This is a genomic window from Streptococcus sp. SCPM-O-B-15294 (M123) (assembly GCF_058200455.1).
In genome coordinates, this window is the sequence record NZ_JBYQGU010000008.1 from 15,501 (window position 1) to 30,112 (window position 14,612).

Consider the following 14,612-nt stretch of genomic DNA (forward strand, 5'->3'; position numbering starts at 1 on the left):
CTTGCAAATCCTGTAAGAAAAAAAACAGTTGAGAATTTCTCAACTGTTTCATGTTTTTACGATTTATCGCACTTCTGCGTCTACTTTTTCTTCGAGTGATGCTTGGATTTTTTCCATATAGCGAGCGACTTCTTCGTCGGTCAAGCTATCTTCTGGATTTTGGAAGGTCAAGCTGTATGCCATAGATTTCATTCCGATACCCAGTTTTTCACCTGAGAAAACGTCAAAGAGTTTGATGTCTGTCAAACGTTTCACGCCTGCAGCTTGGATGGCATCGACCACTTCTTGGTGAGTCACTTCTTCTTTGAGGAGAAGGGCGATATCACGGCTGACTGCTGGGAACTTCGTAATTTCCACAAATGGAGCAGCTGGTTGAAGGGCTGCTTCGATAGCTGAAAGGTTAAGCTCGGCTACATAAGTTTCTGGAATATCATAAGCCTTAGCCGTCACAGGGTGTACTTGACCGAGGAAACCAAGAACTTGATCCCCGAGTGAAATCAAGGCTGTACGTCCTGGATGGAGGCTAGCGATTTCAGAGGTTGCTGTATAAGTCACTTCAAGACCCAAGCGAGCAAAGAGGGCTTCCAAGATTCCCTTAGCATAGAAGAAATCAACTGGAACAGCTGGAGTCTGGAAGTCTTTTTCAGCAACTAAGCCAGTCAAAGCAAAGGCAAAGCTGTTGATTTCATTTGGCAAGTCTTCTTTTGGATTACCTGTTTGCTCGAAGACTTTTCCAATCTCATAAAGAGCCAAGTCTTTGTTCTTACGCGCTACGTTGTAGGCAACTGTATCAAGGATACCAGAAACCATATTTTGACGGAGAACTGAACGGTCCACAGTCATTGGCCACATAAGTTCTGTTAGGTTGCTTGGTGCAGTCGTAAATTCAACGGCTTTTTCAGGAGTTGTCAGAGCGTAGGTAATGATTTCAGTCAAGCCTGCCCCTTCAGCAATCGTCCGAACCTGACGACGCAATTTTTGAGTCGCAGTCAACTCACCTGCTGTCCCATCGTCTTTTGGAAGACTGGTTGGCAAGCGGTCATAACCATAGATACGTGCGATTTCTTCAAAAAGATCAGCTTCAATAGTGATGTCCCAACGGCGACGTGGAACACTCACAGTAAAGGAATCAGCATTTCCAGAAAGGCCAAAACCAAGGCGACGGAAGACATCTTCAATATCTGCGTAGGAAAGCTCTGTACCAAGGACACGGTTGACGTCAGCAAAAGTGGAAGATACTTCTACATCTGAAGTATCCAATTCACCTGCTGAAACGATGCCCTTACGCACGGTTGCACCTGCAAGCTCTGCTATCATGCTTGCTGCCGCATCAAGGGCTTCATTGACAGTTGCCACGTTGATGCCTTTTTCAAAACGAGAAGATGATTCAGAACGAAGGTTGAGACGACCGCTGGTCTTGCGGATAGATTTGCCATTGAAGACAGCGGCTTCAAGGACGACACGACTAGACTTTTCAGAAATTTCTGTAGCCTGACCACCCATAACACCGGCAAGGGCTACTGGCTTGTCAGCCACAGTAATGACTAGGTCATTCGTCTCCAACTCACGCTCTTCCCCGTCCAAGGTCACCAATTTTTCACCCGCACGCGCTTCACGGACACGGATCTCGTTTCCTTCAAAGGTATCCAAGTCAAAGGCATGCATAGGCTGACCAAAGTAGAGTAGGATATAGTTGGTCACGTCAACGACATTGTTGATCGGACGAATACCTTCATTCATGAGGAGGTTTTGCAACCATTGTGGACTTGGTGCGATGGTCACATTGTCCAAGATACGAGCAGCATAGTATGGCGCCTTGTCTGTGTCAATGCTGACAGAAAGAGCGTCTGCTGCAGCTTGGTCTGTTTCAGTCAAAGCAAAGTCTTTGAAATTGACTGCCTTGTCATAAATCGCTGCTACTTCGTGCGCTACCCCACGCATAGAAAGAGCGTCTGCACGGTTAGGCGTGATGGAAAGTTCGATGATTTCATCATCCAAGTCTAGGTAAGAGAATACTTCCTCACCTGGTACTGCATCATCCGGCAAGATTTGGATGCCATCTGCAAATTCCTTAGGTACAACGGAATCAGAAATGCCCAATTCACCAAGTGAACAGATCATCCCTAGTGACTCTAAGCCACGGATTTTCCCTTTTTTAATCTTGTAGTTATCCGCGATGCGAGCACCTGGAAGAGCCACCATAACCTTGATTCCTGCACGCACATTTGGTGCTCCACAGACGATTTGACGAGCTTCTTCTTCGCCCACATTGACTTGGCAAACATGAAGATGAGTTTCTGGCACATCTTCGCAAGACAAGACTTCTCCGACGACAATTTTTGAGAGGCCAGCAGCTGGTGATTCGACACCTTCTACTTCAATCCCTGTGGTTGACATTTTTTCAGCCAACTCTTGTGATGGCACATCAATGTCCACCAATTCTTTTAACCATTTATAACTAACTAACATATGTAAGATACCAAGGGCTAAGCAGAAATCTAGATATCTTTCCTAGATCTCCATCCACCCTCGTTTTGATCCTTTCATTTTGTGTTTTCCAGCTCGAGGCTAGCTTAGGAAGGTCTAATAACCTCCCCTTCTCTAGAATGGAAGCTTCCAATTCTGAGACTTCTTGTCCATTCTAGATCAATTTCTTTCTCAACAACCAGTCTGTATCCACGGTATCTCCGGTAACATACTGGTGTTCACTAAATCGTTCAAAACCAAAGCGATAGTAAAAATCTTGCGCCTTAAAGTTGCGTTCCCAGACACCTAGCCAGGCCCACTCAAAGCCCCGGCTCTTGGCTTGATCCAGCGCAAAGATAAACATTTCCTTGCCAAAACCAGCCCCATGAAATTCCTTTTTGACATAGATCCGTTGGATCTCAAAGGACTTGTCCATCTCTACTGGCTCCGTCTGTGCTTGCCCCCAATTGATCTTGAGAAAACCACAGATTTCTTGTTCTTCATTGAGGACAAAATAGATTTCAGATTCTGGATCTAGCAGATCCTTCTCGATTTGCTTCAAAGAGAGCACGGTAGAGAAGTACTCTTCCAAGTCTTCCTCAACAATATAGGGACCAAAGGTCTCCCGATAGGTTTCCACCTCTAGGTCACGTAAGGTCTGTAATTGATCGATTTTTACTCTAACTAACATGATTATTTAAACTGTTCTGAGAAGCGAACATCTCCTTGATAAAAGCCACGGATATCATTGATTCCATAACGAAGCATGGCTACACGCTCCTGACCAAGTCCAAAGGCGAATCCTGAATAGACTGTCGAATCAATGCCACTCATCTCGAGCACGCGTGGGTGAACCATACCGGCCCCCATGATTTCGATCCAACCTGTCTTCTTACATACATTACATCCCGCTCCACCACATTTGAAGCAAGATACATCGACCTCAACGGATGGCTCGGTGAATGGGAAGTAAGAAGGACGCAGACGGATTTGACGTTCTGCACCAAACATCTTTTGCACGATCAACTGAAGCGTTCCTTGAAGGTCCGCCATAGAAATGTTCTTCCCAACAACCAAGCCTTCGATCTGATGGAACTGGTGGCTGTGGGTCGCATCATCTGTATCCCGACGGAAAACACGGCCTGGAGAGATCATCTTCAAAGGTCCCTTGCTAAAGTCATGCGCATCCATTGCACGCGCCTGAACTGGTGATGTGTGGGTCCGAAGCAAGATTTCTTCTGTGATATAGAAGGTATCCTGCATATCACGAGCTGGGTGATCCTTTGGCAAGTTCATGCGTTCAAAGTTGTAGTAGTCTTTTTCGACTTCAAAGCCATCTACAACTTGGTAGCCCATCCCGATAAAGATATCTTCGATTTCTTCACTGGTTTGGGTCAAGACATGGCGATGACCAACTGCGACTGGACGTCCCGGAAGGGTCACATCGATACTCTCACTAGCTAATTTGGCTTGGACTTTCTTTTCTTCCAAGAGCTTAGCTGTTTCTTCAAAGGCAACCGTCAAAACATCACGGGCTTCATTAACGTGTTTCCCGATGACCGGACGCATCTTAGCAGAGACATCTTTCATCCCTTTGAGGATCTCGGTTAGAGAGCCTTTCTTCCCAAGGACAGAGACGCGTAGCTCTTGCATCTCTTTTTCATTTTCAGCAGAGATCTGCTTCAAGGCTGCCAGCGTTTCTTCTCGAAGCGCTTTTAGTTGTTCTTCAATCGTTGACATATTTCCTCCATCATGGTCCTCACTCAGACATAGAAAAAACCACGCGCCACACCCATATTCGGAGCGTTGACACGCGGTACCATCCGTCTTTTATCTGAAACTCAGACCTTAATTTCTAAATCCTTGCGCAAGTGAATTCACTCAGCTTTCATGCAAAGAGCTTTCAGTCACGGCTCTTCTCCCTGTTGCACTTCCCTTGAGGTACTAGTCTTGCAGATTTCTATTCAATTACTTTCTAGTTTATCAGATTTTTAGGTAAAAAACAAGTTAGATGAGACTAATTTCAATAGACAAAGGAACAAGACGCAGGGCATTATCTATTTGCCTTGTCTGTTTCATCTGCTTTCCTTTTCAATAGAAGAGTTGCTGCTTGGTTAAAACCATCACACCAGTTATACCATTTTGCTTCATACTCATCTTGAGGTAAGATATGATGTTTTAAATCCATAACAGAGGATATCTTTCTTTCCTCACAAGCTTGCGCATAGAGATGATAAATTTCATCACCACCATCTTTATCAAACTCAGCAGAAATCGTATCCCGACCTGCCAATAAAGCCTGATAAGCCCTGTGATGCCCGTCTGTAATCAAGAAGCAATTTCCAAACGCAAGAATACTAATTGGATCAACATTGATGATTTCCGCCGATTGATCAAGCATCTGGATATCATGTAACTTCTTTTCTGATAAATATAGTTGGGTCGGATGAAGATCTGTTATTTTGATTTTCAATTCTTTCTCCTCTACCAAGAGTAAAATAAGCTGGTCCTGGGCACTGGTGAACATTTTTAAAGGTCAGGATTTAAAGACCTGCCAAAGCCAAATTCCTCTGCCGTTCTTGTTATTCAATTTGTTTTTATTCGATGACTTGTCCAGCTTCTTTCAAGACAGATTCTGGAATGGTAATGCCTAATTCTTCTGCCACTTTTTTGTTGATGACAGATTTACCATCTGTAAAGATTTCGACTGGTGTATCCGCTGGTTTTTGACCTTTCAAGATTTTCGCAGCCATTTTACCAGTTGCCACTCCAAGATCGTGTTGGTCGACAACGACTGAACCTAAACCACCAGCTTCGACCATGGCTGTCGCACTTGGGAAGATTGGTTTTTTAGCTGTTTTGTTTGCTTCGACTACCGTTGAGAAGGCTGAAGCGATGGTGTTGTCGATTGGAACCCAGATGGCATCTACTTTACCAGTCATGACAGAAACCGTTGAAGCAATTTCATTTGTAGAAGGGACTGAATAAGGAACTACTTTGTAGCCTGCTTTTTCAGCCAATTTTGTAAATTCTTCTACTTGCGTTTTAGAATTATCTTCACTGGTTGAGTAAAGGACACCGATTGTTTTCACGTTTGGAGTCAACTCTTTGATCAACTTCAACTGTTGTTCCGTTGGGTTGTGGTCAGATACTCCTGTGATATTGCCACCTGGTTTTTTCAAATCTTTGACCAAGTTAGCGCCGACTGGGTCTGTGATAGCACCCATGATGATTGGTTTGTCCTTGGTTGCACTAGCTAAACCTTGCGCGGATGGGGTTGCGATTCCGATCAAGACATCGTTGTTGTTTTGAACCAATTGTTTACTCATGGTAGCAACCTTGTTTTGGTCCCCTTCTGCATTGAGGAATTCGATCTCAATCTTGTCCTTGTCATAGCCTTCTTCAGCCAAGCCATCTTGAATCCCCTTGTAGATTTCGTCTAGCGATGGGTGGCTGACCAACTGTAAGACACCGACTTTTACCTTTTTAGTTCCATCTGCTTTATTGGCATCATTTTTATTGTTTAACATTGGATAGACTACTGCTACTAAAATAATAGCTAGCAAAGCACCGATCATTCCCAATACACGTTTGTTTTTCATATTTTTCACCTCAATTATTTATTTTTTTCGTTTTTTCGCATCTTTGTTAAAGACTGAGTCGCCATCGTTTCTTCATCTTCTTTTCTCCCTTCTTTTTGAAACAAAAAACACGCCCACACATAGCTATAGCTATGTGAGGACGTGTCATCGCGGTGCCACCTCACTTATGGGAAAATGGATAAACTCCTCCCACATCTCTGTCTTGTCTAGCAACAAGTTGCACGATAAGGTGTGCCGACCGAATTTTTATTGTTTCAAATTCATCTCATCATTAGTCCAATTTCATAAATGTCCACTACCCACTTTCACCAACCGTGAGCTCTCTACTAAATTTTCATTTACTACTTTTCTAATTGAATCCATTGTAAATGTTTCTGTAAGCCTTGTCAATACTTTTTTATGTTTTTTTGAAAACGTTCGGCATTTCCTGAAATTCTTTTCCTAGTGAGGTTGTTTTTGCAAAATGTTTGTCCTTCTTCTTCCTAGGTTTTCAGGCACTTTTTTGATATAATTTACTAGAACTAGTCTAGAATGTTGAGGAAACCCATGTCTTTTGATGGATTTTTTTTACACCATATGGTGGATGAATTACAAAGCGAACTCTTAAATGGTCGCATCCAAAAAATTAACCAACCCTTTGAACAAGAGTTAGTTTTACAAATTCGTAGCAACCGCAAGAATCAAAAACTCTTGCTTTCTTCTCACTCTGTTTTTGGACGGATCCAACGGACCCAGACCAACTTCGAGAATCCTGCCTTCCCCAATACCTTTATCATGGTCATGCGCAAGTATCTCCAAGGAGCAGTCATTGAGCAGATCCAGCAAGTGGAGAATGACCGCATTTTAGAAATCGCCGTCTCTAATAAAAATGAAATTGGAGATGATATCTCTGTGACTTTGATTATTGAAATCATGGGCAAGCACAGCAATATCATTCTTCTGGACAAGGCGACAGGAAAAATTATCGAAGCAATCAAACATGTTGGCTTCTCTCAAAATAGCTACCGGACCATTTTGCCAGGCTCGACCTATCTAGCTCCTCCAAAAACCGATGCGGTCAACCCTTTTACAATCAAGGACGAAGCATTATTCGCCTTTCTCCATCGGGAAGAGTTGACACCTAAAAACCTTCAAACTCATTTCCAGGGTCTTGGTCGAGATACTGCTCAAGAATTGGCCAGTCGATTAGAAACTGGAGAAAAACTAAAAACCTTCCGAGCATTCTTTGAAGCTCCAACAGATCCTCGTCTAACGAAAAAATCCTTTGCTGCTCTCGCTTTTGCTGATAGCCAGGAGGAAACCTTTGAGACCTTATCGGATCTCCTCGACCACTATTACTTAGACAAGGCCGAGCGCGACCGGGTCCAACAACAAGCTGGAGAACTCATTCGCAAGGTAGACAATGAACTAGAAAAAAACCGGAAAAAGTTGGCCAAACAGGAAGCCGAACTGGCAGCGACAGAAAATGCCGAAGACTTCCGGCAAAAAGGGGAGCTTCTCACTACCTTCCTCCATCAAGTCCCAAATGATCAAGATCAGGTCACCTTGGACAATTACTATACCAATCAACCTATAACCATTGCCTTGGATAAGGCCTTGACCCCCAGTCAAAATGCGCAACGCTACTTCAAACGTTACCAGAAGCTAAAAGAAGCTGTTAAACATTTGACCTCCCTCATCCAGGAAACCAAGGAAACCATCTCCTACCTGGAAACAGTCGAAACCGCTCTGGCCCAAGCGAGCCTTTCTGAAGTCGCTGAGATCAGAGAAGAGCTGATCCAAACAGGCTTTATCAAACGACGCAACCGAGAAAAGATCCACAAACGGAAAAAACCAGAGAAATATTTAGCATCAGACGGCAAAACCATTATCCTGGTCGGCCGGAACAATCTTCAAAACGAAGAATTGACCTTCAAGATGGCTAAGAAAGATGAACTCTGGTTCCACGCCAAGGATATTCCGGGTAGTCATGTAGTCATTACTGGAAACCTCAATCCTTCAGATGAGGTCAAGACAGATGCAGCTGAGCTAGCGGCTTATTTCTCTAAGGGACGCCTCTCCAATCTGGTCCAAGTCGACATGATTGAAATCAAGAAACTCAACAAACCGACCGGAGGAAAACCTGGCTTTGTAACCTATACTGGTCAGAAAACCCTACGGGTCACCCCTGAAGAAGAAAAAATTAAATCCATGCGTATTAATGAGTAATAAAAAGGAGAGTGGGACAGAAATCGGTCATTCGTTAGAATTCGATTTCGGCGTCCCACCTCCGCACAGTTGAGTAGGGCTGTAAAAACTGATGAAATCAGCGTAGTAGAGCCCACTCAACCACTGCGTCTTGCTCGATAATCCAAAGACAATTGAGAGGCTAGGACTTTTGTCCCAGCCTCTCTTTGTTTTATTCTGATTTGTGAATATCCTCTTTGACCTGGTCAACATTAAACTTAGCAAAGAGATATTGGCGATCCTGGACAGGGAAACGTTGATCCAATTGATCAATGGCCCCAACTTCAACAATCCCTTCTTTGATAACAAAATCCATGACATGACCTCCGAAGGTATGGTCATCTGAGATAAAGTGAAGGTGATAGCCTGCTACACTGACCCCATGGAAAATCTCTGGTGTCCAAAAACCAACAATAGTTCCTGTAACATTTTCTCGCGTAAATTCAGGCTGATGGGTCGCCACATCTGCAAATTTGGTGTCTGAAGTTGATTTGGGAATCATACGCACATGCATCTTGGCGAAATCACCGTGAATCTTGATGGAACGAAACAAATTTTCGCCATCATAATAAGATTCAATGCGAGCCTCTAATTCCTCATCCGTCATTTCAAAGCGCTGACGAAAAATCACTTCGGCCTGATGGGGAACGATGGCCGCATAAGGGACTGTCGCATCCGGGGCCACTTCCACAATCTCTGGCTCCTCTCCTGATCCCTTAGCTTGGTAGGCCTTGCCATCTAAGACAATCAGTTCGCCATCAATGGAGTCCAGGGTCCCAATTCCAAGATCTCCATGCTCTAGTAATTCTTTAATGGTAAAGGATCCTCCATAGAGACCAGCCATCAAAGCCCCCAAGGTATTGTATTGAAACAATTTCACCGGTTCCATTATCTTCTCCCTCATTCATCTTGTCTTCTTTTCAGCCCTTCCAGTATACCACAATCTCAAGGACAATGACAGAAAGACTGATTAAAAAAAGAGCGGGCCAGAACAAGGATGCACACTTGTTCGGATTCCCGCCCTTCAAGGGTCAAGTAGTTAATCTTCTAACAGGCTCTCATAGAAAGCTTGCATTTGCCCATCATCTGGGACTAGCTGCAAATAGCCTTCTGCCACTTCCCGGGCTTTTGCGACATAACCCAACTCTCTCAAGAGGTAACTATAGCTTTCTAAGTACTCTGGATTTTCTTTCAAATCTGGGAAGAGCTCTTCATAGATCGGAGCCGCTTTTTCAACCTCTTCGAGTGCTACCAAGGCACGAGCGATATTCCAACGGGTGACGACATTTTCCACTTCCACTTCTTGCCATTCAAGGACGTCTTCATAACGTTCCTGTTCCAGATAAAGAGTTGTCAGACGAAGGGCGATATCTTCAAGATCCTCAGCAACTTCTTTGGCTTCTAACAAATACTTCTCTGCTTTTTCTGGCTGGTGCAACTCGTAGGCCAATTGGGAGGCTAGAAGGAGGAGATAAGCGTCAAAAGGATTCTTTTGGATTCCTTGCTCTGCTATTGCTAACGCTGTTTCTCGGTCATTTTCAGCTTGAAGAGCCAAGGCATAGCCGTATTCATACCCTTCAAAGTCTGGCGACAGTGTATCAATCTGCTTGAAGTAGATCAGAGAACGTTGATACTCTTCTCGGTCAGAGAGAAGGGTTGCCAATTCATAGGCAATCTGGTCGTCAAACTCAATTTCTAAGGCCTTTTCTAAAAACTCAATAGCAGACTCAAACCGACCCAGATTCGCATAAGCATAGCCAATCCGCTGGTATGTGGAAATGCCCGTTTCTTCTAAAATGAGACGGTTGTCTAACTGAGCATACTCTTGAATGGCTTCTTGGTAATTTTCAAGTTCTAAATCAATCTCTGCCAAGCCTAGTTGAATAATAGGGTCATCTGAAAGAGTCGCTGCTTCCATCAGTTTTTCTCGAGCCACATCTGCCAAGCCCTCACTTTGGTAGAGGTCTGCCTTGACTAAGAGACTGGCTAGATACCATTCCGAACTTTCCGGGATTTCTTCCAAATAAGCAAAGGCTTCTTCCATTAGTCCATCTTCCGCTACGATAGTGGCTAGACTCAGATAGACCTCTGGATAATCATCTCTCAGATGCAAGTAGGTTTGCTTGGCTTCTGGGTAAAAACCAATACTTTCAAAATATTGTCCCAATTCTAACAAGGTAGCTGGATCATCTTCTAGCAAAGCCTTATCCAAATAAGCTGGCAGACGATCTAGCTCTTGTTTCTCAATTGCTTCTAGAATTTTTTGACTATTCTTCACTTTGAATTTCCTCAACTTCGTCCTTTTCGTACAAACCACTGACCTCTTTATACCATTCAAATAGAGCACTGATGACTACTTTAGCCGAAGCATAAACCGGGATTCCTAAGAAGACTCCCCAGATTCCAAACATAGAGCCAGAAGTAATCAATACAAACAGAATCGTGATTGGGTGGATATTGAGCTGACTCCCCAAGACAAGTGGGGAAACGAAACGTCCCTCGATTGTTTGCTCAACAATAAAGACAATGACGACTTTGACAAACATCTCTGGTCCTGCCACCAACCCCAAGACTAAGGCTGGGAGCATGGCCAAGAAGCTGCCCAAGTATGGTATCAAGTTCAAAAAACCAGCGGTTACACCGAGTGTCACAGCGTAACGAAGCCCAATGATCTTAAGCAGAAGAATAAACATTAAAGCTACGATGATAGCAACAGTAATCTGACCTCTGACATAATTAGCCAATTGTGTATTGACATCAGACAGTACTTTGTCTGCAGATTTACGAATCTTGGTTGGCAAGAAACGGATGATTTGCCCTTTTAAGTTCTTTCCATCTCTCAAAAGATAGAAGACGATAAAAGGCATAATAATCAAAGCGATAATGACCTGAGAGGCGACAGTAATCAGATTGCTGACCCAGTTGACTGCTCGGGCGGAAAAAGAACTCGCCCAACTGGTAATATTCTGCGACAATTGGCTGGTCCATTCATCCAGCTGAGGCTTGATTTCTGGCGACACTTTGTTGTCTAAGACATCATCGATGGTCCTATTGGCCTTTTCCAAGTAATCTGGCAGGTTCTTCATAAAACTAAGAACTTGATGTTGAATAGCTGGAATAGCGACAGCCAAGCCCCATAAAATGAGAAGCGCGATCAAAATAAAGACGATGGAAATTGCAATGATCCGTTTGACTCGGTGCCTTTCCAAAAAGTCCACGATTGGATTTAACAAATAATAGAGGAGCCCTGAAATAATGACTGGTAGCATGACTGCTGCTCCAAACTCTAACAGGGGTGTAAAAATAAAACTAATCTTGCTGAGAACTAAAATATTCAATCCCATCAGTAAGGTTACTAGAAAAACAGTAATGGCTTTATTATCTACAAACCATTTAAAAAACCAGGATAAACTAAAATCTTTTTCTTTATGTTCCACGGGAATCTCCTTCGTTTTCAATCTGTCTTTATTTTAGCATTTTTAGTCCATAATTTCACGATATAGCTGAAATGTGAGCTTTTTTTTAATGCTTAGCTTGTCAATCCTTCACCTAATCGTTTTCCATCCCCTTCTTTTCTGATATAATGGAGCTATCAACAAAGTCGAGGTGCATGTGATGCAAGATATTTATTTCGGAACCTATACCAAACGAGACTCTAAAGGAATTTATAAGGCTTCCTTCGATGAAAGAACTGGTCAACTTAGCGACTTAGAACTAGTTGCTCAAGAGCCAAACCCAACCTATCTCGCTTTTTCAAAAGCTGGTTTCTTATACAGTGTGGGTGCGGAGCAAGGTCTTGGCGGCATTGCAAGCTTTAGTCCTGATCACCAGTTAATCAATCATGTGGTCGAGGAAGGGGCGCCCCTCTGTTATGTCTCTGTTGATGAGGCGCGTGGCTTGGTCTATGGAGCTAACTACCACAAGGGACAAGTCCTCTCATATCGCATCCATGAAGATGGTCATTTAACCTTTGTCGACCAAGCGACTCATCAGGGTTCTGGACCTCACGAAAACCAAGCGAGTCCCCATGTACATTATGCAGATCTCACTCCCGATAAGCTACTCATCACTTGTGATTTGGGTACCGATCAAGTAGTGGTCTATCAAGTCGATGATCTTGGTAAACTAACGAAGACTCAAACCTATCAAACAGCTCCAGGTGCTGGTCCACGTCATATCATTTTCCACTCTCATTACAAGACCGCCTACCTCATTAACGAATTAAACGCTACCATCGATGTCCTTTTCTATGACGGACTTGGCTACTTTGAACATTTCCAAACCATCTCAACCCTACCTAAAGAGTATGAAGGTCAAAAATGGGCCGCTGCTATTCGCCTCTCAGAGGATGGGAAATTCCTCTATGCCTCAAATCGTGCCCATAACTCCATTGCAGTTTATGAAATCTTGGCAGATGGTAGCTTAGTGCTTCTGGAAATCGTTCCAACCAATGGACTCAATCCACGTGATTTCATTCTTAGTCCGGACCAAGAATATCTCATTGCAGTTCATCAAGATTCAGACAATGCCACTGTTTTTAAACGCGATAAAACGAGTGGTAGATTGACTGAATTAAGCCATGATTTCCACGTACCAGAGGCGGTTTGTGTCCTCTTCAACTAACAATCAAAACGCTTGCTAGTTTGGTTAAAAAGTGATTAAATAGTGATAATAATAAATAGGTTATAGGAGAAAACTCATGAACCCAATGGATTTGTTTAAACAAGTCAAAGAAATGATCGAAAAGAAAGATTTCGATGCTGCTAAAAAAATTATCGATGACAACAAGGATAACCTTGGTGACTACTTAGAACAAGCGAAAGCTCTTGTTGCTGGAAACGATCTAGTAAGCGGCGCTGTTGATAAAATCAAAGGCTTGTTCTAATAATACGATTCCTCAACTATCTAGTTGAGGTTTTTTTGTAGGCCCAATACAAAAAAAGATCCTTGAGAAAACTCAAGGATCTCTTGTATCTAGTTAACTAGATTATTTTTTCAAGTTGTAGAATGATTTCAATCCACGGTATTCAGCTACTTCACCAAGTTGATCTTCGATGCGAAGCAATTGGTTGTATTTAGCGATACGGTCTGTACGTGAAAGTGAACCAGTCTTGATTTGTCCTGCGTTAGTTGCAACTGCGATGTCAGCGATTGTTGAATCTTCAGTTTCACCTGAACGGTGTGATACAACGGCAGTATAACCAGCTTCTTTAGCCATTTCGATAGCTTCGAAAGTTTCAGTAAGAGTACCGATTTGGTTAACTTTGATAAGGATTGAGTTAGCAGCACCTTCTTGGATACCACGTGCAAGGTAGTCAGTGTTTGTTACGAAGAAGTCGTCACCAACCAATTGGACTTTCTTACCAAGACGTTCAGTAAGAGCTTTCCAACCTTCCCAGTCATTTTCATCCATACCATCTTCGATAGTGATGATTGGGTATTTGTTAACCAATTCTTCAAGGTAGTCGATTTGTTCTGCAGATGTACGAACAGCAGCGCCTTCACCTTCGAATTTAGTGTAGTCGTAGACTTTACGTTCTTTATCGTAGAATTCTGATGATGCACAGTCAAATCCGATGAATACGTCTTTACCTGGTACATATCCAGCAGCTTCGATCGCAGCAAGGATAGTTTCAACACCATCTTCAGTTCCTTCGAAACGAGGAGCGAATCCACCTTCGTCACCTACGGCAGTTTCCAAACCACGTGATTTAAGGATTTTCTTAAGAGCGTGGAAGATTTCAGCACCGTAACGAAGAGCTTCTTTAAATGTAGGTGCACCAACTGGCAAGATCATAAACTCTTGGAAAGCGATTGGAGCATCTGAGTGAGAACCACCGTTGATGATGTTCATCATTGGAGTTGGAAGAACTTTAGTGTTGAATCCACCAAGGTAGCTGTAAAGTGGGATTTCAAGGTAGTCAGCAGCAGCACGAGCTACAGCGATAGACACACCAAGGATTGCGTTCGCACCCAATTTACCTTTGTTAGGAGTACCGTCAAGAGCGATCATTGCACGGTCAATAGCTTGTTGATCACGAACATCGTAACCGATGATTGCTTCAGCAATGATGTTGTTTACATTGTCAACAGCTTTTTGAGTTCCAAGACCACCGTAACGAGATTTGTCACCGTCGCGAAGTTCAACTGCTTCGTGTTCACCAGTAGAAGCTCCTGATGGAACCATACCACGTCCGAAAGCACCTGATTCAGTATAAACTTCTACTTCAAGTGTTGGGTTACCGCGTGAGTCTAGGACTTCGCGAGCGTAAACATCAGTAATAATTGACATTTCTTACTCTCCTTTGAGTTTAAATT

12 protein-coding genes and 1 other annotated feature are annotated in these 14,612 nt (G+C 43.2%); of the genes, 3 read left to right on the forward strand and 9 right to left on the reverse strand.

The window, feature by feature from the left end; genetic code table 11:
• Positions 1 to 63: 63 nt before the first annotated feature.
• The 5 genes from pheT to trpX form a co-directional block, all read right to left on the reverse strand.
• Positions 64 to 2,469 (reverse strand): phenylalanine--tRNA ligase subunit beta, encoded by a 2,406-nt coding sequence (gene pheT, locus AC3E8G_RS06385; protein WP_490677290.1) that lies wholly within the window; start codon positions 2,467 to 2,469, stop codon positions 64 to 66.
• A gap of 172 nt (positions 2,470 to 2,641) precedes the next feature.
• The gene (locus AC3E8G_RS06390; protein WP_490677291.1) at positions 2,642 to 3,157 is read right to left on the reverse strand and encodes a GNAT family N-acetyltransferase; all 516 of its coding nucleotides are present in this window, start codon (positions 3,155 to 3,157) and stop codon (positions 2,642 to 2,644) included.
• A gap of 2 nt (positions 3,158 to 3,159) precedes the next feature.
• The gene (gene pheS, locus AC3E8G_RS06395; RefSeq protein ID WP_154853357.1) at positions 3,160 to 4,206 is read right to left on the reverse strand and encodes a phenylalanine--tRNA ligase subunit alpha; all 1,047 of its coding nucleotides are present in this window, start codon (positions 4,204 to 4,206) and stop codon (positions 3,160 to 3,162) included.
• A 313-nt stretch (positions 4,207 to 4,519) separates the two neighbouring features.
• Entirely contained in the window at positions 4,520 to 4,939 is a 420-nt protein-coding gene (locus tag AC3E8G_RS06400) for a chromosome partitioning protein ParB (RefSeq protein WP_140814153.1), read from the reverse strand.
• A 124-nt stretch (positions 4,940 to 5,063) separates the two neighbouring features.
• On the reverse strand, positions 5,064 to 6,068 hold the full coding sequence (gene trpX, locus AC3E8G_RS06405; protein WP_140814154.1) for a tryptophan ABC transporter substrate-binding protein: 1,005 nt from the start codon (positions 6,066 to 6,068) through the stop codon (positions 5,064 to 5,066).
• Positions 6,069 to 6,200: 132 nt separating this feature from the next.
• Positions 6,201 to 6,435, reverse strand: a binding site (T-box leader).
• 179 nt (positions 6,436 to 6,614) lie between these two features.
• On the opposite strand from trpX, the gene AC3E8G_RS06410 reads away from it, so the two are divergent.
• Positions 6,615 to 8,276: an Rqc2 family fibronectin-binding protein gene (locus tag AC3E8G_RS06410; RefSeq protein ID WP_490677292.1), complete on the forward strand. Its 1,662-nt coding sequence runs from the start codon at positions 6,615 to 6,617 to the stop codon at positions 8,274 to 8,276.
• Between the two features lie 190 nt (positions 8,277 to 8,466).
• Here the strand turns inward: AC3E8G_RS06410 and budA are convergent, their stop codons facing one another.
• The 3 genes from budA to AC3E8G_RS06425 all read right to left on the reverse strand — a co-directional run bounded on the left by budA (position 8,467) and on the right by AC3E8G_RS06425 (position 11,731).
• Positions 8,467 to 9,183, reverse strand: coding sequence for an acetolactate decarboxylase (budA, locus tag AC3E8G_RS06415; RefSeq protein WP_490677293.1), 717 nt, complete (start codon positions 9,181 to 9,183; stop codon positions 8,467 to 8,469).
• A gap of 150 nt (positions 9,184 to 9,333) precedes the next feature.
• Positions 9,334 to 10,572, reverse strand: coding sequence for a tetratricopeptide repeat protein (locus AC3E8G_RS06420; RefSeq protein WP_490677294.1), 1,239 nt, complete (start codon positions 10,570 to 10,572; stop codon positions 9,334 to 9,336).
• Positions 10,562 to 11,731, reverse strand: a complete 1,170-nt coding sequence (locus AC3E8G_RS06425) for an AI-2E family transporter (protein ID WP_048691022.1) — start codon at positions 11,729 to 11,731, stop codon at positions 10,562 to 10,564. The genes AC3E8G_RS06420 and AC3E8G_RS06425 overlap by 11 nt, the downstream gene beginning before the upstream one ends.
• 175 nt (positions 11,732 to 11,906) lie before the next feature.
• Here AC3E8G_RS06425 and AC3E8G_RS06430 point away from each other — a divergent pair, with 175 nt between their 5' ends.
• A complete protein-coding gene (locus AC3E8G_RS06430) occupies positions 11,907 to 12,917 on the forward strand; it encodes a lactonase family protein (protein WP_042361161.1) in 1,011 nt (336 codons plus the stop codon).
• 76 nt (positions 12,918 to 12,993) lie between these two features.
• Positions 12,994 to 13,179 carry a hypothetical protein gene (locus tag AC3E8G_RS06435; protein ID WP_490677295.1) on the forward strand — a complete coding sequence of 62 codons (186 nt, stop codon included), beginning with the start codon at positions 12,994 to 12,996 and terminating at the stop codon, positions 13,177 to 13,179.
• Between the two features lie 102 nt (positions 13,180 to 13,281).
• On the opposite strand, the gene eno is transcribed toward AC3E8G_RS06435, so the two are convergent.
• The gene (eno, locus tag AC3E8G_RS06440; protein ID WP_006597394.1) at positions 13,282 to 14,586 is read right to left on the reverse strand and encodes a surface-displayed alpha-enolase; all 1,305 of its coding nucleotides are present in this window, start codon (positions 14,584 to 14,586) and stop codon (positions 13,282 to 13,284) included.
• Between the last annotated feature and the right edge of the window lie 26 nt (positions 14,587 to 14,612).